Origin of the sequence: Adhaeribacter arboris (assembly GCF_003023845.1) — a bacterium.
Lineage (GTDB): Bacteria > Bacteroidota > Bacteroidia > Cytophagales > Hymenobacteraceae > Adhaeribacter > Adhaeribacter arboris.
Genome location: NZ_PYFT01000001.1, coordinates 6,268,825 through 6,290,739 on the forward strand (window position 1 = coordinate 6,268,825; position 21,915 = coordinate 6,290,739).

Sequence of the window (21,915 nt, forward strand, 5' to 3'; positions counted from 1 at the left end):
TTCAGCTAATTATTTTATAGTAATCAAAATCGCAAACCAGTAAGTTTTTTAAAATTTTAGAAGCCCCGCGGGCTTACTTTGCTTTATCTGCCACCGCTGTAGCTGCTTTCTCGGAATTACTCACAAAGGAAATAGACTTACTATCCGGCGACCAGGAGTTTACATTAATGGTGCCTTGCCCGCCGTACAAGTAGGCGATAACCCGGGGCGCTCCCCCGGCCGTAGGCATTAAACGTAAGGTAACCCGCTGGTAACTGGGGTGCGCATTCGGGTCAATATCGGTGGGGAAAGAAATATAAGCGATCCATTTGCCGTCCGGCGAAATGTGCGGAAACCAATTATGGTTTTCATCGAAAGTAATTTGCTCTTTGCCGGAGCCGTTGGGTTTCATGCGCCAGATTTGCATGGTGCCGGTGGGGTTGGCGTTGTAGTAAATATACTTGCCATCCGGCGAATATTCCGGGCCGTCCACGTGGCCGGTAGTATTTTTGGTGAGCGCTTCTTCTTTGCCCGTGTTTACATTGGCCCGGTAGATATTGTAAATTTTGCTGCTGTTGCGCTGTCCCACAAAAACTACTTCTTTGTTATTCGTGGCCCAGCCGTGCCAGTACGAAGGCGATTCTGGGGTTATTAATTTAGGTATGCCACCAGTTAAAGGCAAAACATACACGTACGAACCGCCGGTGGCGCCTTCTTTGCCGCCGCTAATGGCCAGTTGCTTGTTGTCGAAAGAAATGCCGTGGTCGTTGTTGATGCGGGTAACCGCGCCGGTGTTTAGTTTTTCCGGGGTGCCGCCGGTAACCGGCAGGGTGTATAAAGCACCATTGGCGTTAAAAAGTAATTTTTTGCCATCCGGCAGCCAGTTGGGCGCTTCAAACTTATCGGTAGATTCGTGAATAACTTTTCTTTTGCCATCCGCAATGGTCATGGTTTCCAGGCGGCAGCCTAATATGTCCTGCGTTTTAGGTAAGTTTTTTTGAATTTGGGGGTTCGGGTGATAGATGCTGGCCACGGGTTTGTCGATGCGTACGTTCCAAACCTTGGCTTCCTGTACATCATCCGGATTATGCGACGAAATAAAAAGGCCGGCCAGTACGGCGTCCGGCATATCGGGCATCTCTTGGGAGCCGACTTCCTGCAAAGGTTCACCATAATTAGCTACCCGCATCATCATTTTTTTACCGCTGCGCTCCAGCTGTATTACTTGAAATACGGTTTTCTTGGGGTAAAAAATTTCGTCCTGCGGGTCGCGCATAAAGGCACCGCGCAAGGGGCGCCACTGTAAAACCGTTAAACCATCGCCGTGCACCACCGCGTTCATGCTGGCCGCCGCTTCATCCGCCGATTCCCGAACCATCCAGCCTATTTTGCGGTGCGGGTCGCCTTTCTGGCCCACAAATTCAAAATTAGCCGTTAATATAAAATCCCCCTGAATCTTATTGTAGAGGTAGTGAAACTCGTCGCGGTTAAACCAGATGTTGCTGCCCCCGCCTTTTATGTTATAGGTTTGCGTGGTGTGGTCGTAAGTAGCACCACCGGTCATTTTGGGTTTACCAATGTCAGCGTTATTCTGAAAAATACCCACCGGGCTGGTTTGAGCGAATGCACCCGAACCAATTAAAAGAAATAGGGCAATAAATAAAAATTTGGCCATCAGGTTATTAAAGAGTTAAATAGTTAAAATCCGTATAAGTTAAGCAGTTACCCGCAGAAAAATTTAAAATTTTTAAATCTTTCTGCGGATTATAGATATTAAATGTAAATGCGGCTGCCCGAGTAATTCTGCCGAAATTCTTTGGGCGTGCAACCGTTTTTTTTGCGGAAAATCCGGTTAAAGTAAGAGAGATTATTAAAGCCACAATTGTACGATACTTCGGCAATGGTTTGGGTGGTGTCAATTAACATCCGCGAAGCGTGCCCCAGCCTAATTTGATTTAAACTTTCGATAAAGGTTTTACCGGTTCGTTTTTTAATAAACCGGCTAAACGATACTTCCGGCATATTTACCACGGCGGCCACATCGGCCAGCGAAATTTCTTTGTTATAATTGGCCTGCATAAACTCAAACGCTTTTTCGATGCGGCGGCTGTGGTAAGTAAACTGCTCGGAGGTAAAAGACGAATTCGATAAAGTGCGCATGTTCGGCGATACCGATAAGTCGTGCAGAATAGAAATCAGTTCCAATACCGAGGCAAAGCCGTTTTTCTGGGTTAGTTTTTCTAAGCGGGGCTGAAACTTTTCGGTTACTTCCCGGGGAAACGAGATGCCTTTGCTGGACCGCTCGAGTAAGTTGCGAATAAAACTTAGCTGGTTACGTTGCAGAAACTTTTCGTCGAATAAATCGGAGTGAAACTGCAACGTAATCTCAAAAATTTCTTTGCTTTTGCATTGGTGCGTAAACCAACCGTGCGGTAAATTACTCCCTACCAAAACCAATTCTAAATCATCGATTACCTCCACGTGGTCGCCCACTACGCGTTTAGTGCCGGCCGCATTGGCAATAAAGTTTAATTCCAACTCGTCGTGGTAATGCAGCGGAAAATTAAATTCTTCTTTAATCCGGTGAAAAACGGTAAAACAATCATTCTGGGTAAGCGGCGTAATTTCGCGGTAAATGGTATTCATTAAAATCTAATTCTGGTTGAATGTTATTTAATTAATACTGGAATCTTTTGGTAAATTGTTAAAATAATATCGGTTTTAACCACAAACATTCTAGCGGCCTCATAAAAAAAGATTCTTCGGATTAGGTTAAAATAGAAATTGAATTTAAGTCGTCTGGCATATTAAAAACTGGTAAATAGTTGAAAGTAAAGCTGGTTTCTAACTATTCCATTTATGGAACTATGCTTTAATAAACGGAACAAAGCAGATTGAAAAATTATTACATTATTTTTATAAAGAAAAGTAAAGGGACATTTTGGGCAAGTAATTGATAAAATAGTATTACAATTCTGAAGCTACTTAAATATAAATTTGTTTTTCTGATGTATGGTGATTTGTAGTTAAGAAAGAATGCTATGGTGTTTACCGGCCAGTGGTTTTGTGAAAAGCTAATTTGTTTTACTGCTTACAGAAAGCAATTTATTGGAATACTGATTCTTAGCTTTTTCTATGCTTCACTACCGATTCTGGCGCAATCTTTACCCACTAACCCCAAAGCTACCGCCGAAACCAAAAACCTGTTCGCGAATTTGCAGCGTTTATCCAGCAAAGGCGTGCTATTTGGCCACCACGATGATTTGGCTTACGGTATTGGCTGGAAAGACCAACCCGGCCGTTCCGATGTAAAAGAAGTGGCGGGCGAATTTCCGGCGGTTTTTGGTTGGGAAATCGGGAAGCTCGAATTTAATAATTCCCTGAGCATTGACAGCGTGCCGTTTGCGAAAATGCGGGAATACATACAACAAGTATATGCCCAAGGCGGGGTAAATACCATTAGCTGGCATTTAAACAATCCCGTTGAACCCAGCAAAACCAGTTGGGACAAAGCTGATTCTACGGTAGTTAAATTATTTGCCGATAAAAAAGCCCGGAAGCGTTACGAAAGTTGGTTAGATAACATGGCCGACTTTATGAAAAGCCTGAAAGGCTCGAAAGGCGAAGCTATTCCTATTATATTCCGGCCTTATCACGAGCATACCGGGGGCTGGTTTTGGTGGGGGCGCGGTCACGTTTCGCCGCCCGATTACGGAAAGCTTTGGCGTTTTACCGTGGATTATTTGCGGAAGAAAAAAGTAAATAACTTATTGTACGCGTACTCCACCGATAAATTTACCTCGCGGGAAGATTACCTGCAAAATTGGCACGGCGACGATTACGTGGATATTGTGGGTTTCGACTTGTATCATCGCCCCGAATCCGACCCTTACAACACGTTTGTAGCCGATGCCCGCCGCATGGTGGAAACCATAAAGCAAATTGGCCAGGAAAAACGTAAGGTATGGGCTTTTACCGAAACCGGTCAGGAAGCAGTGCCTTTTGCCAATTGGTGGACGGGTTTTTTATTACCCATTATTCAGGATGCCGGTTTATCTTACGTCATGGTGTGGCGCAACGCCCGTTTAAACCACTTCTACGCGCCGTACCCGGAGCACGTGAGCGCGAATAATTTTAAATTATTTGCCGCCAACCCCAAAGTTTTGTTCCAAATCAAAACCGCCGCCGAAAACCTATACGCGCCAGCCCCGGCTAATTAGAAAATAAACGCACCCACTATTATATTAAATTATTACCTGCATGAAATTAACCACCGTTGATGTTTGCATTATTCTGGTTTACTTGGTAGCCGTAGTTGTGCTGGGGCTAGTGCTGAAGAAAAGAGCCTCCAAAGATAAAGAAGCGTATATGCTCGGCGGTAAAACCTTGCCGTGGTACATGCTGGGCTTATCCAATGCCTCCGATATGTTTGATATTTCGGGCACCATGTGGATGGTAACGCTGGCGTTTGTCTACGGCATGAAAAGCCTCTGGATTCCCTGGCTATGGCCGGTTTTTAACCAGATTTTTATGATGATGTATTTATCGGTTTGGTTGCGCCGCTCCAACGTAACAACTGGGGCCGAGTGGATAAATACGCGTTTTGGTTACGGCAAAGGCGTACTGGCCTCGCATACCATTGTGGTGGTTTTTGCTATTCTGAGCTGCTTGGGTTTTTTGGCGTACGGCTTTGTGGGCCTGGGTAAGTTCGTGGAAATATTTATTCCGTTTAGCAGCGTTTCGCCTTATTTACCATTCTCGGTACCCGCTGAGTACGTAGCTCACTTCTACGGCGTTGTTTTTACCGCTTTTGCGGTGTTTTACGCCATTCTGGGCGGCATGACCAGTATTGTCATCGGCGACGTGCTGAAATACGTGATTATGACTATTGCGGCCTTCGTGATTGCTTACATTGCGATGCAAAACCTGGCGGTAAAAAGTCTGAATGTGCCGGAAGGCTGGTTTACGCCATTTTTCGGCGCTACCCTAAATGATTTAAACTGGACGGGTATTATTAACGAAGTAAACGCTAAAATCCGCGAAGATAAATTTACCTTATTCGGTATTTTCTTTATGATGATGCTCTTTAAAGGCACCCTGGCCAGCTTGGCCGGTCCCGCCCCGAACTACGACATGCAGAAGGTGCTTTCTACGAAATCGCCCCAAGATGCCGCTAAAATGAGCGGATTCGTTTCTATTTTTCTGTTGCCGGTTCGTTACGCCATGATTATGGGCTTTACCGTACTCGCCCTACTGCACTACGACCAGCTTAATCTGCAATCAGCCACCGGCATCGACTTTGAGAAAATTCTACCGGCGGCCATTCTGCAATTTGTTCCGGCCGGTTTAATGGGTTTACTGTTGGCTGGTTTATTAGCCGCTTTCATGGGAACCTTTGCCGGTACGCTTAACGCCGCGCAAGCCTACCTGGTGAATGATATTTACCTGAAATACGTGAACCCGAATGCTTCCAATAAGCGCATTAGCAACATGAATTATATTTCGGGTTTGGGGGTGGCCGTGGTTGGCGTATTAATGGGCTTGTTCGCGAAAGACGTAAACAGCATTTTGCAGTGGATTGTGTCGGCTTTATACGGCGGGTACGTAGCCGCCAACGTGCTAAAATGGCACTGGTGGCGCTTCAACGCGACCGGTTTCTTCTGGGGCATGCTGGCGGGTATTGTACCGGCTTTAATCTTGCCGTTGATTTTTAAAGAAACCCTGGAGTTGTATTATTTCCCGGTATTGTTCCTGCTGTCGTTGGCGGGCTGCATTATTGGTTCGCTTTCGGCTCCGCCTACCGAAGAGGCTACTTTAAAATCTTTCTACAAAAACATCCGGCCCTGGGGCTTCTGGAAACCCATTGATGCTTTGGTGAAAAAAGAAGATCCGGCGTTCGAGGAAAACAAGAATTTTAAATTAGATGCCTTTAACGTGGTCATCGGGGTAATCGCGCAATGCTGTTTAACCTTGCTCCCCATGTACCTGATTACGCGCCTGAACAGCCAGTTATTCGTTACTATTGCTATCCTGAGCGTGTGCTTACTTATTTTGAAGAAAACCTGGTGGAACCGCTTGCCCAAAGATAATCCTACGTTTGAAAATAAACCCAAGAGAGCCTTCGCCGGACATTAAATACAACCAGCAAATTTTTAAAAAAAGTTTCCACATCTGTTGTGTAGTGGATTTTGCCTAAAGAAAAAACTGGCTGATGAACAAACGAAACCTTTAATCTACTTGACTGAATTTGCCAAATCAGTTATTTAACAGTAAACAAACATGATTTTTAAAGAACGATTAATCCAACTAGAAAAAGCCTATACCCAACTAATTACCCGCCCCAACGAAAAACAGGAATTAGGCAATGGTATCTACGACCGCTATCAATACCCGGTATTAACGGCGCAGCACGCCCCGGTTTTCTGGCGCTACGATTTAAATCCGGCAACCAATCCTTACTTAATGGAGCGTTTTGGGATTAATGCCGCCTTTAACGCCGGCGCTATTAAGCTGGATGGGAAGTATTTGCTGGTGGTGCGGGTAGAAGGCCTGGACCGGAAATCGTTTTTTGCCGTTGCCGAAAGCCCCAACGGCACGGATAATTTTAAATTCTGGGACCGCCCCATTACCATGCCCGAAACCGAAGACCCGGATATTAACGTGTACGATATGCGCGTGGTGCAGCACCAGGATGGTTGGATTTACGGCTTATTTTGTACCGAACGCAAAGACCCGAACGCCAAACCCGGCGATGAGTCGTCGGCGTACGCGCAGTGCGGCATTGCCCGCACCCACGATTTAGTTAACTGGGAACGTTTACCCGATTTAAAAACTAATTCGCCGCAGCAACGCAACGTGGTTTTGCATCCTGAATTTTACGACGGAAAATACGCACTGTATACCCGTCCCCAGGATTCTTTTATTGAAGCGGGAACCCGCGGGGGCATTGGTTTTGGTTTGACGGATTCCATGGAAAATGCCGTGGTAAACGAAGAAGTCATTATCGATGAAAAACGGTACCATACCGTTTACGAAGTAAAAAACGGCCAAGGCCCGGCTCCTATTAAAACCAATAAAGGTTGGTTGCATTTGGCGCACGGTGTACGAAACACGGCCGCTGGTTTACGTTACGTACTGTACCTGTTTTTAACCGACCTAAACGATATTACCAAAGTTACGCACAAGCCGGCGGGTTATTTTATCGCGCCCGAAGGCGAAGAACGGGTCGGGGATGTATCCAACGTAACGTTTGCCAACGGCTGGATTCTGGACGACGATGGGACCGTATTTATTTACTACGCTTCTTCCGATACCCGCATGCACGTGGCTACCTCTACCCTGGACCAACTGCTGGATTACGTGGTTAATACCCCGGAAGATGGATTCCGCTCAGCTGCTTCGGTGCAGCAACTTAATGCGCTCATCGACCGCAATCGGGCATTTACAGCCATACCGGATAACAATTTTGTATTAAATACCAGCGCCGTTAATAAATGAGTATTCCGGAAGTAAGTAATACCATAACCGCTACCTTGCAAAACTACCAAACCGAGACCGAAGCGGAAGTGTACCGGATATTGGATTTCTGGGTGCAGCGGGCCCAGGATGAGCGCGGCGGTTTTATCGGGCAAATGGATAGCTGGGGCCAAGTGAACCCCGGCGCCCCGAAAGGCAGCGTACTAAATGCGCGCATTTTGTGGTCTTTTTCGGCGGCTTACCGGCATACTCATAAGGAACAGTACCGCCAAATGGCTGATCGGGCCTTTGATTACATTCTTACTTATTTTATCGATCCGGATTTTGGCGGTACGTATTGGCAGGTAAGCGCCACAGGAGAACCCCAGAATACCCGCAAACAAATTTACGGCCTGGCTTTTACGATTTACGGTTTAAGCGAATACTATTTGGCAACCAAGAACAGCCAGGCCTTGCAAGTAAGTCAGGAGCTTTTCCATTGGATAGAAAAACACAGCTACGATGAAGCCCGAGATGGGTATTTGGAAGCGTTTAGCCGCGAAGGGGAACTATTGGAAGATTTACGCTTAAGCGATAAAGACCAGAACGACCCGAAAACCATGAATACGCACTTGCATATTCTGGAGGCCTACGCCAATTTATACCGCATCTGGCCAAATAAATTTTTAAAAAATCAACTGAAAAAGTTAATCCAGGTTTTTCTGAATCACATCATCGACCGGGAAACCGGCCATTTAAAACTGTTTTTATCAGCTAATTGGAAACCCACGGTTAACTTAGTTTCTTACGGGCACGATATTGAAGCTTCCTGGCTTTTAGAAGAAGCGGCTGAAGTATTAGGAAATCCAGCGTTACTAACGGAAGTAAAAGCGGTGGTGGTGCAGATGGCCCAGGTTACCGCCGAAGAACTTCAGCCGGACGGCAGTTTATACCACGAATGGAATAAAGACACGAACCATTACGATACGCACCGGGAATGGTGGGTAAGCGCCGAAGCCATGGTCGGTTTTTTTAATGCGTTCGCGTTAACCAGCGAAGAAACTTTCTTGCAACAATCTTTACATTCCTGGCAATTTATTCAAAAACATATGCTGGATAAACAGCACGGCGAATGGCTTTGGGGTGTATTCAACGATTATTCGCCTATGTTAACTGAAGATAAAATTGGCTTCTGGAAATGCCCCTACCATAATACGCGTGCCTGTTTAGAAGTGGTCAACCGGTGTAAAACTTTGCTCCAATAAATTATTTAAAAATCATGGCGGAGCATTCCTTATTTTTAAACCCAATAAGGATAGAGCATAAAACTAGAAACACATGTCAGAAAAAAACAAAGAGGTTATTTTTCAGGAAATTAAACAGCAATTAACCGGGCAGCAGTTTGCCATCGATAAACAAGACCAAACCCGGCCTTGGGGCGGCTTTTTTGTAATCAGCGAAAACCAGGCGCAGCAATTTGCCGACACGTATTTTGACGGGATGCCCATCGAAGATTTAAAAATTTCGGGTAAACTAAGTCCTAAAATCTTGGTAGTAGCGCCGCACATGCGTCTGTCATGGCAATACCATCACCGCCGGGCCGAAATCTGGAAAGTCATTCAAGGCCAAGTAGGCGTAATCACCAGCCCCACTGACGAAGAAGGCGAACTGAAAACCTACGCTGTTGGCGGCCTGATTACCTTGGAACAAGGCGAACGCCACCGCCTGGTTGGCCTGGATGATTGGGGCGTGCTGGCCGAAATCTGGCAACATACCGACGCCAATAATCCTTCCGACGAAGAAGACATTATCCGGGTACAAGATGATTTCGGCCGGTAGTTTTTTAAATTTTGAGCATTAAAACGCAAAATCTAAGTTCATAGACTAATGTTATTTTTAAAAATCTCATAGAAGCTATGCAACAAACGGCAGTAGCCAGATGCAAGGATTAACGCTGCCCTGTTCCGTTGCTCAACGCGTTTTTTTTATGTCTTATCTTTCATAATTGTCAGGAAACCGCATCTCCTTCCCTGTTTTTAGGGAAGGTGCCGCAGGCAGAAGAGTAAAACAAGACCTGAGCGATAAAACAACTTCATTAAGCAATTAAAGCTGTCGCAGCTAAGCGAACGAAAATCAACCACCCCTGCCCCTCCTTATCCAAGGAGGGGAGCTTTATTAAAAATTGACAAATAAACTTCTTGATTTCCCTTTGTAACACTTATCTGATTTTTTAATGAAAAGAATACTTTTTTTAATTACCGGGTTAATAACCTCCATTTTCGCATTCAGCCAGGGGAACAACTACGCCCAGAACTACAAAAAATTTGATGGATTGGCCATGACGCCGCCTATGGGCTGGAACAGTTGGAATAAATTTGCCTGCAACGTTGACGAAAACTTGATTAAGCAAGTGGCTGATGCCATAGTAGCCACCGGGATGAAAGATGCCGGCTATACTTATATTAATATCGACGATTGCTGGCACGGCGAACGCGACAGTCTAGGATTTATTCACCCGGACCCGAAGCGTTTTCCCTCGGGCATGAAAGCCTTAGCCGATTATATTCACTCTAAAGGTTTAAAAATGGGTGTTTACTCCGACGCCGGTTCGCAAACCTGCGGCGGCCGGCCCGGAAGCCGGGGCTACGAATTTCAGGATGCTCAGATGTACGCCAAGTGGGGCGTCGATTATCTAAAATACGACTGGTGCAACACCGAAGGCTTAAAGGCCGAAGGCGCCTACAAAACCATCACCGCTGCTTTACGCAAAGCCGGCCGGCCTATGGTTTTAAGTATCTGCGAATGGGGCAACGATAAACCCTGGATTTGGGGACCAACCGTGGGCCATTCATGGCGGACAACCGGTGATATTTTCAACTGCTTTGATTGCGTGGAAGACCACGGCTCCTGGAAATCCTGGGGCGTAATGCAAATACTGGACAAGCAAGAAGGATTGCGCCAGTACGCCGGCCCCGGCCACTGGAACGACCCGGACATGCTGGAAGTAGGCAACGGGATGCCGGAACACCAGGACCGCGCGCACTTTACCATGTGGAGCATGATTGCCGCCCCGCTCATTGCCGGTAACGATTTACGCAAAATGAGCAAAGAAACCATTGGCATTCTCACCAACAAAGAAGTAATCGCTGTAAATCAGGATAAACTGGGCATTCAAGGCTTTAAATACGCCGCCAAAGATAGCGTAGAAACCTGGTTGAAACCCCTGGAGAATGATAAATGGGCCGTTGTTTTCCTGAACCGCGGCAAAGCCGCGAAGCCCGTAGAATTTGATTGGCAAAAAACGCCTATTACCGACGATTTCGCGAAAAGAGAACTAAATGCCGCCAAAACCACCTATAAGCTCCGTAACGTATGGATCAAGAAAGACGCGGGCACTACTAAAAAAGCTTTTAAAGCCACCATCCCGAAGCAAGATGTAGTCATGCTGTTATTATCAAAATAGCTATTCTTCGTAAAAAGAATAAAAATTAAAAAAGGAAGCTCTTATATGTCAGAGCTTCCTTTTTAAGTTTTTAAGCAAATATTCGACAAATTTTTAAAAATACCTTTACTTCTAATAAACGGTAACTAAGTAAAAATGACATCAGTTTGGCTGTGAAGGGCCTTTTAAGGTTGTGGTGCGCAGCATGGTGAGGCACGAACAAAACAAGCTTAGACCAGCCCGGAAGAGCCAAACGGGGCCCACCGGCCACGAGGCAAACAGGGTACGGTTTAAATACATCAGCACCATTGACTTGAGACTTGAAAAGGCTCAACAGAGAAGCCAGCCCTAATAGAAATACTAATTCTTTTACAATTTAATAGAGTATAAAATTTTAATCAAACTAGGTTTAATTCAGAAATTCCTAAAACAAGGATTTCCGGACAGATAATTCAATCTGTCCGGAAACCCAATCTTAAATCGGCATACTTTAGTTACATGTTAATCAAAGTACAAAAAGTAAGGTGAAGTTGTTGGGTTAATGTTACAATTTGATAAAATAGTACTTACCTAAGAAAAGTAGAATAATTAAATTTGATAAATGTCATTTTTTCAAATATAACTACTTACTGGTATGTATCATCATTTTGTTTTTACTCATTCTGAACCCTAAAAAAATTATTTTTAAGCCCCTTTCTGCTCTAGTCTCAAGTTAATCAATCTGTTTACTAACTGATTTAATCACCTTTTCAAAACTGTTTATGATGCAACAAATTTATCTTTGGATGAAAAACCGTGGCTATAACTTTTCGATAATAGCTGTTTTTGCACTTAGTTTTTTTATAACATTTTTATCATTGGCGCAAACTGCCGAAATTAAATCGGAAGCGGAAAATGCGAGTCATGTTTTAACCGGTTTAGAAATTGCGAATGCCATTCCTGGTTTTTCCGGTACGGGCTACGCCTGGGGGTTTGACAATAGTACCGACAATATTCTCTTTAACTTTTCCATTCCAACCGCCGGTAAATACGAACTATCGGTTATCTACACTTCTCCTTACGGGGAGAAAAAAACTTCCATGCAGCTCGACCAACTGGCCAGTACGGAACAACAATTCCTGAATACCGGGCAAGGGTTTAACGCTCTAAAAACCGGCGCATACGAATTAACCGCCGGGCAACATACGCTTCGGTTTACGCATAATTGGGGATATTATGGCATCGACTATATTTTAGTTAAACCCGTTGCTAGCGGCCCCCTCGTCGGAGTAGACTTGGTAGACGGCAAGGCCGAAGCCGAAGTTGGTATTTTAAGCGGCGTAGCGGTGGCAACTACCCCTACCGGCTATACGGGTAGCGGTTACGTAAATGGTTTTGATAATGCGACCGATAAATTAACGATACACTTTAACGGGAAAGCCGGTTTATACGAATTGCAGATTGGCTATACCGCACCCTACGGCGAAAAAGGCTACGATTTTTCGGTAAATGCCGAAACGGGCAGCGGTATGTTTGCCAATACCGGTAATACTTTTTCTGTTAAAACGGCGGGTAAATTTCTGCTGCATAATGGGGTAAATACTTTTACCCTGAATAATGGCTGGGGTTACTATGGCATTGATTACATTAAACTAATACCATCTATCGCGCCTCTGCCGGTAAAACCACCCAAGCAGTTGGTAGATGCCCAAGCTTCGCAAGCTACCCGGGCTTTATTTTCTTACCTGATTGACCAGTACGGTACCAAAACGCTGTCGGGGCAGCAAGATGATGTAGATTATGTCTTACAGACCACCGGCAAAGAGCCGGCTATCGGAGCTTTTGATTTAATCGACTATTCGCCTTCCCGGATTGAAAATGGCGCTAATCCCGAAGGGACATCAGAAAGATACATTGCCTGGGCGAAGAAAAACGAGGGTAACGGGATTATTACGCTGGCCTGGCACTGGAATGCGCCCACTGATTTAATAAACGAAGCGCCGGACAAATTATGGTGGTCGGGTTTTTATACCCGGGCTACCACCTTCGATTTAGCCGCTGCTTTAGCCAATAAACAAGGCGAAAAATACAAACTTTTAATCCGAGATATAGATGCCATTGCGGTGCAATTGAAGAAATTCCAGGATGCCGACGTATCGGTATTGTGGCGGCCCTTGCACGAAGCCGCCGGTACTTGGTTCTGGTGGGGGGCGAAAGGTCCGGAAGCCTACAAAGAACTGTGGCGCATTCTGTACGACCGTTTACAAAATCATCACCAACTGCATAACCTTATCTGGGTGTTTACCAGCGATACCAAAATAGAGTGGTACCCGGGCGATGCGTACGTAGACGTGATCGGGATGGATATTTACACCAACGCGGCCGATAACATGAGCGGCAACTGGGCGTCGATGATGGATCTGTACGGCGGCCGGAAATTGGTTACCTTATCTGAAAGTGGCACCTTGCCTATTCCGGATAGAGTGCGGGGTTATGGCACCTGGTGGTCCTGGTTCGCTATCTGGAACGGCGAATATATTAAAAACCAGCCGGTAGAATTATTAAAATCCGTTTATAACGACGAAGACGTGATTACCCGCAACGAGCTGCCGAACTGGCGCGTGTACGGCCGGCCAACCGTATCGGTAACGGATCCGGCTAACAACGGCCAGTTCCTGGTTTGCGAAACCCCGGTACTTACCGCGCAAGCTGCCGATAAAGAAGGGCGAGTAACACAAGTAGCTTTTTGGGCCAGCGGCACTTTACTGGGTACCGATACGACACCGGGCGACGGATGGAAACTCGAATGGAAAAATGCTCCGGTGGGTACCTACCAAATTATCGCCGAAGCCACCGATAACGAAGGCAACTCTACTAAATCAACCGCGGTTACGATTACGGTTAAACCAGATGTACAAGCTCCCGTTATTGCGTTAAAGGCTCCCAAACTAGTTATCCCGGCCGAAGACCATTTACTTAAAACCATTAGCCTGAGCAGTTTTATCGCTTCGGTTACGGATAACTGCGGTCCGGCGCCCATCGTCCGCGTTAAATCGGTAAGCAGTGACGAAGCGGCAACGGGCGGGGGCAGCGGTAATACCAAGGTTGATATTATCATCAGCCCGGATGGCCAATCGGTACAGGTAAGAGCCGAACGGGCGGGAACCGGCGATGGCCGGGTATACGTGCTTACCGTGGAAGCTTTAGACCGGGCCGGCAATGTAGGATTAGCAACGTACCAGGTACAAATACCAAAAAGTGCCAGTAAACCAGCCATTGCCGGAACACCGGTGTACACCGTTACTGGTAATTACGCGCAAACCATCGCTGCTCGCCAAACTACTTCGGCCGAAGTACCAGCGAAAGTAACACCGGCGGTAAAAGTTTATCCGAACCCGGCGAAAGGCAATTACTTAACCGTGGAAGTATTTGCCGCGGCAAAACAAGAAGTAAACTTAACTCTACGCAACACCAACTCCCAAAACGTGGTAAATTCCCGCCATGCCTTACAAGCCGGCGTTAACCATATTCAAGTGCCCTTGGCAAAAGTAACGGATGGATTCTACATGCTGCAAGTGCAGGACGGGAAAGAAGTTGTATCCAGAAAAGTAATTATTTCGAAACAGTAGCATTCTTTTTTTCTCCCGGAAGCAGCAGCAAGTTTCTTGATGCTGCTTTTTTATTTTACCTGTACGTTTAGAGTTAGAAGCATGTTAAAATTTAAAATTTTTAAAAAACAGATTTCAACAACCAACAGTACTGTACATTTACTGCTAACAATTACTCAAAATTAAAAAATTCATGGCTTATACTCCTCACCCGGAACGTTACGCGACCATGCCTTACCGCCGTTGCGGTAAAAGCGGTTTAAAATTACCGGCTTTGTCGCTGGGCTTATGGCATAACTTCGGCCACGTAGATGTGCTGGAAAATTCACGCCAAATTATTTATATGGCTTTTGATAAAGGCGTTACCCATTTCGATTTAGCCAACAACTACGGTCCGCCGCCCGGCTCCGCCGAAGAAAACTTCGGGAAGATTTTAAAGCAGGACTTTGCCGGTTACCGCGACGAGTTAATTATTTCTTCTAAAGCCGGTTATACCATGTGGGGCGGACCGTACGGCGATTGGGGTTCTAAAAAATACCTGGTTGCCAGCCTGGATCAAAGCTTGCAGCGCATGGGTTTAGAATACGTGGATATTTTTTATCATCATCGTCCCGACCCCGAAACGCCCCTGGAAGAAACCATGGGCGCTTTGGATTTAATTGTACGGCAAGGCAAGGCACTTTACGCGGGTATCTCGAATTACCGGCCCGAAGAAGCGGCGCAGGCTATGGCAATTTTAAAAAAACTGGGTACGCCCTGCCTCATTCATCAGCCCAAATATTCCATGTTCGAACGTTGGGTAGAAGACGGCTTACTGGATTTGCTGGAGCAGGAAGGGGTGGGCTGTATTCCTTTTTCGCCGTTAGCGCAAGGCTTGCTCACGAATAAATACCTGGGCGGCATTCCCGCTGACTCCCGGGCCGCTAAAGAAACCGGCGCCCTCCAAGAAGAACAAATTACCCAAGATAAGCTTTCGCAGATTAAAAGATTAAACGCTCTGGCCGAGCAGCGCGGACAAACCCTGGCCCAAATGGCCTTAGCCTGGCTGCTGAAAGATTCCCGGATTACTTCGGTTTTAATTGGCGCGAGCAAACCCGAGCAATTGCTCGATTCGTTGAAGTGTTTGGATAGCCCAGAATTTAGCGGAGAAGAGTTAAACGCGATTGAGGAAATTCTAGCCTAAGCTTTCTAAAAGCCGAAACCGCGTAAATGAAGAAGCCTGCTTCTGCCAAATAGTATTTAAAGACCTTCATAACTTATAAATAAAAGGGGGCCTCATGCCCTCTTTTTATTTATTCTGTTTTTAGATTAGCTATACTTCAAGCGGCAAGCTTGAAACAGGATAATAGAATTAGAAGAACACAAAGCAGATATTCTGCTGATTGTTTCACCGGAGAAGGGTGGGAAGAGCGTTATACCAATTTCTCGTCCAAAGCTTTTCTTACCAATTCCACCGCATTTTTTACTTTCAAGCGTTTCATCATGCTGGCTCGGTGATTATCTACGGTGCGCACGCTTAAATTTAATTTTTCGGCAATTTCGCGACTGTTCGAACCCTCTACAATAAATTTTAGGACGGCTTTTTCTTGTTTGGATAGTTTCTTTTTCGGGGCAGGTGGAGTTTCCGGTTCTTTAAGCTTTTGCAGGTAAGATTCTACAATTACATTTGAAACCGAAGGGCTAAAATACTTTTCGCCGGTAGCTACGCTCCGGATGGCCCGGAGCATTTCTTCGCGCGTATTATCTTTTAACAAATAACCGTAAGCTCCCGCTTCTACCGATTTTAAAATGTAGTCTTCGTCGTGGTGCATGGAGAGTACCAGGCAGCGGGTGTTAGGGTAGAGCTTACTTACCTGGGCGGTGGCTTCAATCCCGGTCATCACGGGCATGGCAATATCAATTAATAATATATCCGGTGCTAGCTCTTTTACTTTGGTAAGTGCTTCGGCTCCATTTTGAGCCTCCCCCACAATTTCCAAGTCAGTGGAGTTTTCCAGCATCGAGCGAATGCCATTCCGGACCAGCGTATGGTCATCGGCGAGTAATACTTTTATTTTAGTCATGGTCGAGAGCCAGGAAAGGTACTTTTACGTGTATTTGGGTGCCTTCGCCGGGTTTAGAGCTAATGTTTAGTTTGCCATTTAATAAAAATACGCGTTCTTTCATGTTGCTGATGCCTTGCGCCAAACTATTATTCCCGGTAGGTAAAATTAAATTAGCATGGGCGAATCCCTGGCCATTATCGGAAATAGATAGGTGAATGTATTTCTTTTTTGCCTGAAGCTCAACCTGTATAGCATTGGCTTTGGCGTATTTTACGGCATTGTGCAGCGCTTCCTGACTTACCCGGTAAAGGCCGATTTCGGTATTTTTAGCTAATCTTTTCCCGTTCCAGTTGGTGGTAAAGGAAATGTTTACGTTGGCGCCCGAGGCTACCTGGTTGGTTAATAATTTCAAAGCAGAAGCCAAACCAAAATCACTTAACACGGCAGGCATTAAATTAAAAGAAATAGTGCGGGCTTCCGTTATGGTTTGACTTACTAACTGGCGCAATTCGTTTAAATGCTGTTGAGTAGGCGCGGTAGGCGGCACGGCATCACTGGTTTTTTCGATGCCGTATTTAAGAGCCGTAAGCATTTGGCCCAAGCCATCGTGAATTTCCCGAGCAACCCGTTTTCGTTCTTCTTCCTGACCTTCAATCAGGTACGTCGAGCGAAGCTTTTGTTCATTTATCTCTTGCTGGTATTTCTGATTTGTAGCTTCCAGTAAAGCTTCCTTGGTTTCGGCCAACAATTTATTGGCCTGAAGTAATTCGTTGTTAACTTTTTGGGTTTGCTCCTTGGCTTGAATAAGCTGCTGAATGGTGCTTTTAATTTGAGTAACGGCGGGCCGGAACACAAATAAAGCCTCCAGTAACAAAATGCCTAAGGTAAAGAACAACACAATGTTCTCCATCCGTTGGGAATTATTTACCCGCTCGGAGGCTTCGGCATCGTATTGAAATACAATCTGGTCCATGGACTGCAAATAAGCCCGTTCATTTTTCAGAAGGGTACTCATACGAGTGCGTAATTTTAGAGGTGCTGCCGTTGGGGTGAGATGCGTATGATAGTACTTGTTGATAGCTTGGGCATTCTCGAACAAAACGTGAAAAAGCGGGTCCATGCGGGAAAACTTTTGCCGGATAGCGGCGCTGTTGTTTACAGGAATATGTAAATAAACGATATAACCGTTCTTTAACCCCTCATGACTTTTCTGCCACAAGTTTAAGGCTTCTTGCAAATCATTTATATATATAGGAGTAGCCGTTGAATTTTGCTGGTGGTAAAGTAAAACGATTGTTTTGCAAATTTTCTGACTTAACATCCGCTGCCTCCCGGCAATATTTATGATGCGGGAATCGGTAAGTTGGCGCTGTAAAGAACGCTGTACTAATAATTGTCCCACCAATAAAAGCAAAGCTATCGCCGTAAGCGCCAATAAATAAAGGCGAGTAATTTTTTTAGATATGTTTGCATCAATAGTAGAACTCATATTTACATACAGTACGAAACAGCCTAATTTTTAAACTCTCGATTTAAGATAGAGAGTCATTCGGAGATTTAGGTGCGATTGGCTAGGTAGTTACTATTAGGTAAAAAGCTTTAGAAGATTTTTTTTGATAATTTTTAAACTCCCATTCAATATTGAGTAATTCTACTCAATTTACTCCTTAGGTATGGTTCTCCCGGTAAGAAGTGCCTTGATGCCAGGTTATACTTAAAATTCTTCTACTAAAATCCGAAAGCCAAATGAAAGCTTTAAATAACTAGTTGATTTCCTCTCAAATAAATCGAATTACCTCTCTTTTATATCTCCTTCTAATAAATTTTCTCTTCAAAATAGCGTTTCAGCTTTAAAATTTAACCTGCTTATTAAATATTTTATGCTTTCATCCTCTTATTACCTCAAAATTGATTAGTATTTATTTAAAAAAGAAGCTATTTATTTAAATAAATTATTAATTGATTAAACAATCCAAAATTACCCTCTAAAAATTAAAGCCTATTTTGTTAAAAAACTAAATTTTACTGGATACCCATCAGAAAATAACCAACTAATGAAAAATTAAGTACTTTTACTCAAGTTAATGTTAAAAAAATAGGTACTTTAATTTAAAACACCATAGTTTTATTAAAATGACCTAAAATTTAAGCTTAGCATTCGAAAAAAGTAGTAATATTCAAAATGGAGCTTCGAAAATTAGAGTAGGATTTGAAAAAGCCTCCGAGATAAAGATTGTCAAAAAGTACTAGCAACGAAAACAGAAAACGTATGAGCCGTTTAGTAGCGCAACCACAACATATAGTAGTAATCGGAAATGGCATGGTGGGTTTTAAGTTTTGCGAAAAACTAGTTGCTAAAGCCCAGCCGGGTACTTTCCAAATTACCGTTTTCGGGGAAGAACCTCGTCCCGCTTACGACCGCGTACATCTAAGCGCGTATTTTTCCGGTACAACCGCCGAAGAGCTAACCATGGCGCCGGTAGAGTGGTACGCGCAGAATAACATCAATCTGCATTTAGGCGAATTAGTTACCAGTGTAGATGCTACTACCCAAACTATTACCACCCATAAAGGAGAATCCATCAGCTACGATAAGTTAATATTAGCTACTGGCTCCAGCGCTTTTGTGCCACCCATTAACGGCGTGGAAAAAGAAGGCGTTTTCGTGTACCGCACCATCGAAGATTTAGATGCCATGCTGGAATACGCGCCTAAAGCCAGAACTGCCGCTGTTATTGGGGGTGGTTTATTGGGTCTGGAAGCGGCCAAAGCCGCGGTGGATATGGGCTTAACCACGCACGTCATAGAGTTTGCTTCCCGGTTAATGCCGCGGCAACTCGACGAAGCCGGGTCCGAAATGTTGAAGCGAAAACTCGAAAGCCTGGGCATCAGCATCTATTTAAATAAAAGTACTACCGCCATTCTGGGAGAACCGGGGGTAGAAAAAATGCTTTTTGCGGATGGGAGTGAGTTGAATGTAGATATGATTATTGTGTCGGCGGGTATTAAGCCGCGCGATGAATTAGCGATTAAAGCTGGTTTGGCCGTGGGGCCACGGGGTGGTATCATGGTGAATGATAATTTACAAACGTCGGATGCAAATATTTACGCTATCGGCGAGAGTGCTTTACACGGTGGCATGATTTACGGCTTGGTAGCTCCTGGTTATGATATGGCCGATACGGTTGTAACTAACTTGTTGGGCGGCGAGAAAACCTTTAAAGGTTTCGATATGTCTACCAAACTGAAATTAATTGGCGTAGATGTAGCTAGTTTTGGGGATGCTTTTGCCAGCCCGGCCACGAGCCGCTCCATAGTTTTCGAAGACAAAGCCAAAGGTATTTACAAGCGCATTAACATTTCGGAAGACGGCAAATACTTAGTAGGTGGTATTTTGGTAGGCGATGCCGGCAACTACAACATGCTGCTGCAAACGGTACAGAATAAAATTATCCTTCCCCAAGACCCGGAAGATTTAATCCTGGGTTCCCGGGGTGGTGCCTCCGAATCGGCCGGAGCCGGTGTAATGAGTTTGCCCGACGAAGCTTTAATTTGCTCCTGCGAAAACGTAAGTAAAGGCGATATCTGTTCGTCGGTAACCGACGGAACCTGCACCGATGTGGCCGGCATAAAAAAATGCACCAAAGCCGGAACGGGTTGCGGGGGCTGCGTACCGATGGTGAATGATTTACTCAATGCTACCTTAAAGCAGATGGGTAAAGAAGTGAAAAAAGTATTGTGCGAGCACTTTGATTATTCCCGGCAAGAGTTACTTGATCTTGTAAAAGTGAACAACATCCGCAGCTACGACGAATTGCTGCACAGCCACGGTCGCGGCGATGGTTGCGAGGTGTGCAAACCAGCCGTGGCTTCTATCATGGCTAGCACCTGGAACGAACTTATTTTAAAACAAGCCACCATCCAGGATACCAACGACCGCTATCTCGCCAATATCCAGAAAGGCGGCACGTATTCGGTTGTGCCTCGCATTGCCGGTGGCGAAATTACCCCGGAAAAATTAATCGTAATTGGGCAAGTAGCCGCTAAATATGGCTTATACACCAAAATTACGGGTGGCCAGCGCATTGATATGTTTGGCGCCCGCGTAGATCAGTTGCCCGATATTTGGGAAGAATTAATAAATGCCGGTTTTGAAAGTGGTCATGCTTACGGCAAAAGCTTACGTACCGTGAAAAGCTGCGTGGGGTCTACCTGGTGCCGCTACGGCTTACACGACTCCGTAGGATTTGCTATTCAGGTAGAAGAACGTTACCGGGGTTTGCGTTCGCCGCACAAACTAAAAGGCGGCGTTTCGGGTTGCGTACGCGAATGTGCCGAAGCCCAATCGAAAGACTTTGGTATTATTGCTACCGAAAAAGGTTGGAACTTGTACATCTGCGGCAACGGTGGGGCCAAACCGCAGCACGCCCAGCTTTTCGCCACCGACCTCGACACCGAAACCTGCATTAAATACCTCGACCGGTTCCTGATGTTCTACATTAAAACGGCCGAACCCTTAAACCGTACCGCTACCTGGTTAAACAAAATGGAAGGCGGAATGGAATACCTGCGTCAGGTAATTGTGGAAGATTCTTTAGGAATTTGCGCCGACCTGGATCGTGAGATGCAGTTTATGGTAGATACTTATGCCTGTGAATGGAAAGAAGTAGTAAATAATCCGGAGTTGCGCCAGCGCTTCCAACACTTCATTAACACTCCCGAACCCGATCCATCTATCCGCTTTAAACCTGAACGGGGCCAAAAAGTACCGGTGGTTTAAGGCTTATTAATCAATGTTTTACTGAAAATTAAAAGATAGATTTTGGGCTATCCGGCCAGCGGCTTGCCTGATTTTTTAAAAAATTAAAAAATTAACGATCATGATACAAACGCCTCCTTCTGCCGACCGCCTTGCTGCTGTTTCTTTTTGGTTTAAAGCCGCCGAAGTAAGCGCCTTCCCGGAAAACGGTGGGGCCTGCGTGAAATACCAGGACCAACAAATTGCGGTATATCACTTTGCCAAGCGCAACGAGTGGTATGCTTCTCAGAACTTATGTCCGCATAAACAGCAAATGATTTTAGCGCGCGGCCTTATCGGCGACCAGTGCGGCGAACCCAAAGTGGCTTGTCCGTTTCACAAAAAAACCTTCTCGTTGCTAACCGGTGAAAACCTGAACGGCGAGTGCTACCACATTGAAACTTACCCGGTTAAAATTGAAGACGGCTACGTGTACATCGGTTTGCGGGATTAAGGTACCAAATATAAAAATTTAAAAAATCACTGCTGGCGCGAGCGTCCACGCTCGTGTCTACCATGTGGGAGGCCTCCGGCCGGGCGAACCGATACAATTTTTTAAAATCAGCAACAAGTTTCTACCGGCCAGAGGCCGGACGATAATCATCACGA

At 45.2% G+C, this 21,915-nt stretch carries 15 protein-coding genes; 10 read left to right on the plus strand and 5 right to left on the minus strand.

Annotated elements, in window-relative coordinates; all coding sequences use genetic code 11:
• Window positions 1–73 precede the first annotated feature (73 nt).
• Together AHMF7605_RS25370 and AHMF7605_RS25375 are read right to left on the minus strand one after the other, a co-directional pair.
• The gene (locus AHMF7605_RS25370) at window positions 74–1,654 is read right to left on the minus strand and encodes a TolB family protein (protein WP_106932757.1); all 1,581 of its coding nucleotides are present in this window, start codon (window positions 1,652–1,654) and stop codon (window positions 74–76) included.
• A gap of 98 nt (window positions 1,655–1,752) precedes the next feature.
• Complete coding sequence (locus AHMF7605_RS25375) at window positions 1,753–2,625, minus strand: AraC family transcriptional regulator (protein WP_106932758.1); 873 nt, start codon at window positions 2,623–2,625, stop codon at window positions 1,753–1,755.
• Window positions 2,626–3,020: 395 nt separating this feature from the next.
• Here AHMF7605_RS25375 and AHMF7605_RS25380 point away from each other — a divergent pair, with 395 nt between their 5' ends.
• The 6 genes from AHMF7605_RS25380 (at window position 3,021) to AHMF7605_RS25405 (ending at window position 10,897) form a co-directional block, all read left to right on the plus strand.
• Complete coding sequence (locus tag AHMF7605_RS25380) at window positions 3,021–4,199, plus strand: glycoside hydrolase family 26 protein (RefSeq protein WP_106932759.1); 1,179 nt, start codon at window positions 3,021–3,023, stop codon at window positions 4,197–4,199.
• A 40-nt stretch (window positions 4,200–4,239) separates the two neighbouring features.
• The gene (locus AHMF7605_RS25385; RefSeq protein WP_106932760.1) at window positions 4,240–6,114 is read left to right on the plus strand and encodes a sodium:solute symporter family protein; all 1,875 of its coding nucleotides are present in this window, start codon (window positions 4,240–4,242) and stop codon (window positions 6,112–6,114) included.
• 144 nt (window positions 6,115–6,258) lie between these two features.
• Entirely contained in the window at window positions 6,259–7,476 is a 1,218-nt protein-coding gene (locus tag AHMF7605_RS25390) for a glycoside hydrolase family 130 protein (RefSeq protein WP_106932761.1), read from the plus strand.
• The gene (locus tag AHMF7605_RS25395) at window positions 7,473–8,699 is read left to right on the plus strand and encodes an AGE family epimerase/isomerase (RefSeq protein ID WP_106932762.1); all 1,227 of its coding nucleotides are present in this window, start codon (window positions 7,473–7,475) and stop codon (window positions 8,697–8,699) included. Before AHMF7605_RS25390 ends, AHMF7605_RS25395 begins: the two co-directional genes overlap by 4 nt.
• Window positions 8,700–8,772: 73 nt before the next feature.
• The gene (locus tag AHMF7605_RS25400) at window positions 8,773–9,273 is read left to right on the plus strand and encodes a cupin domain-containing protein (protein ID WP_106932763.1); all 501 of its coding nucleotides are present in this window, start codon (window positions 8,773–8,775) and stop codon (window positions 9,271–9,273) included.
• Window positions 9,274–9,667: 394 nt separating this feature from the next.
• Window positions 9,668–10,897: a glycoside hydrolase family 27 protein gene (locus AHMF7605_RS25405; protein ID WP_106932764.1), complete on the plus strand. Its 1,230-nt coding sequence runs from the start codon at window positions 9,668–9,670 to the stop codon at window positions 10,895–10,897.
• A 141-nt stretch (window positions 10,898–11,038) separates the two neighbouring features.
• Here AHMF7605_RS25405 and AHMF7605_RS29970 read toward each other — a convergent pair whose 3' ends face one another.
• A complete protein-coding gene (locus tag AHMF7605_RS29970) occupies window positions 11,039–11,185 on the minus strand; it encodes a hypothetical protein (protein WP_158267619.1) in 147 nt (48 codons plus the stop codon).
• 452 nt (window positions 11,186–11,637) lie between these two features.
• On the opposite strand from AHMF7605_RS29970, the gene AHMF7605_RS25410 reads away from it, so the two are divergent.
• Complete coding sequence (locus AHMF7605_RS25410; protein ID WP_106932765.1) at window positions 11,638–14,484, plus strand: glycosyl hydrolase; 2,847 nt, start codon at window positions 11,638–11,640, stop codon at window positions 14,482–14,484.
• Between the two features lie 172 nt (window positions 14,485–14,656).
• A complete protein-coding gene (gene mgrA / locus AHMF7605_RS25415) occupies window positions 14,657–15,646 on the plus strand; it encodes an L-glyceraldehyde 3-phosphate reductase (protein WP_106932766.1) in 990 nt (329 codons plus the stop codon).
• A 229-nt stretch (window positions 15,647–15,875) separates the two neighbouring features.
• On the opposite strand, the gene AHMF7605_RS25420 is transcribed toward mgrA, so the two are convergent.
• Together AHMF7605_RS25420 and AHMF7605_RS25425 are read right to left on the minus strand one after the other, a co-directional pair.
• A complete protein-coding gene (locus AHMF7605_RS25420; protein WP_106932767.1) occupies window positions 15,876–16,526 on the minus strand; it encodes a response regulator transcription factor in 651 nt (216 codons plus the stop codon).
• Window positions 16,519–17,997 carry an ATP-binding protein gene (locus tag AHMF7605_RS25425; protein WP_106932768.1) on the minus strand — a complete coding sequence of 493 codons (1,479 nt, stop codon included), beginning with the start codon at window positions 17,995–17,997 and terminating at the stop codon, window positions 16,519–16,521. The genes AHMF7605_RS25420 and AHMF7605_RS25425 overlap by 8 nt, the downstream gene beginning before the upstream one ends.
• Window positions 17,998–18,777: 780 nt before the next feature.
• On the opposite strand from AHMF7605_RS25425, the gene nirB reads away from it, so the two are divergent.
• Both nirB and nirD read left to right on the plus strand, forming a co-directional pair.
• On the plus strand, window positions 18,778–21,288 hold the full coding sequence (gene nirB / locus AHMF7605_RS25430) for a nitrite reductase large subunit NirB (RefSeq protein ID WP_106932769.1): 2,511 nt from the start codon (window positions 18,778–18,780) through the stop codon (window positions 21,286–21,288).
• A 100-nt stretch (window positions 21,289–21,388) separates the two neighbouring features.
• Window positions 21,389–21,760 carry a nitrite reductase small subunit NirD gene (gene nirD, locus AHMF7605_RS25435; protein ID WP_106932770.1) on the plus strand — a complete coding sequence of 124 codons (372 nt, stop codon included), beginning with the start codon at window positions 21,389–21,391 and terminating at the stop codon, window positions 21,758–21,760.
• Window positions 21,761–21,915: the final 155 nt, after the last annotated feature.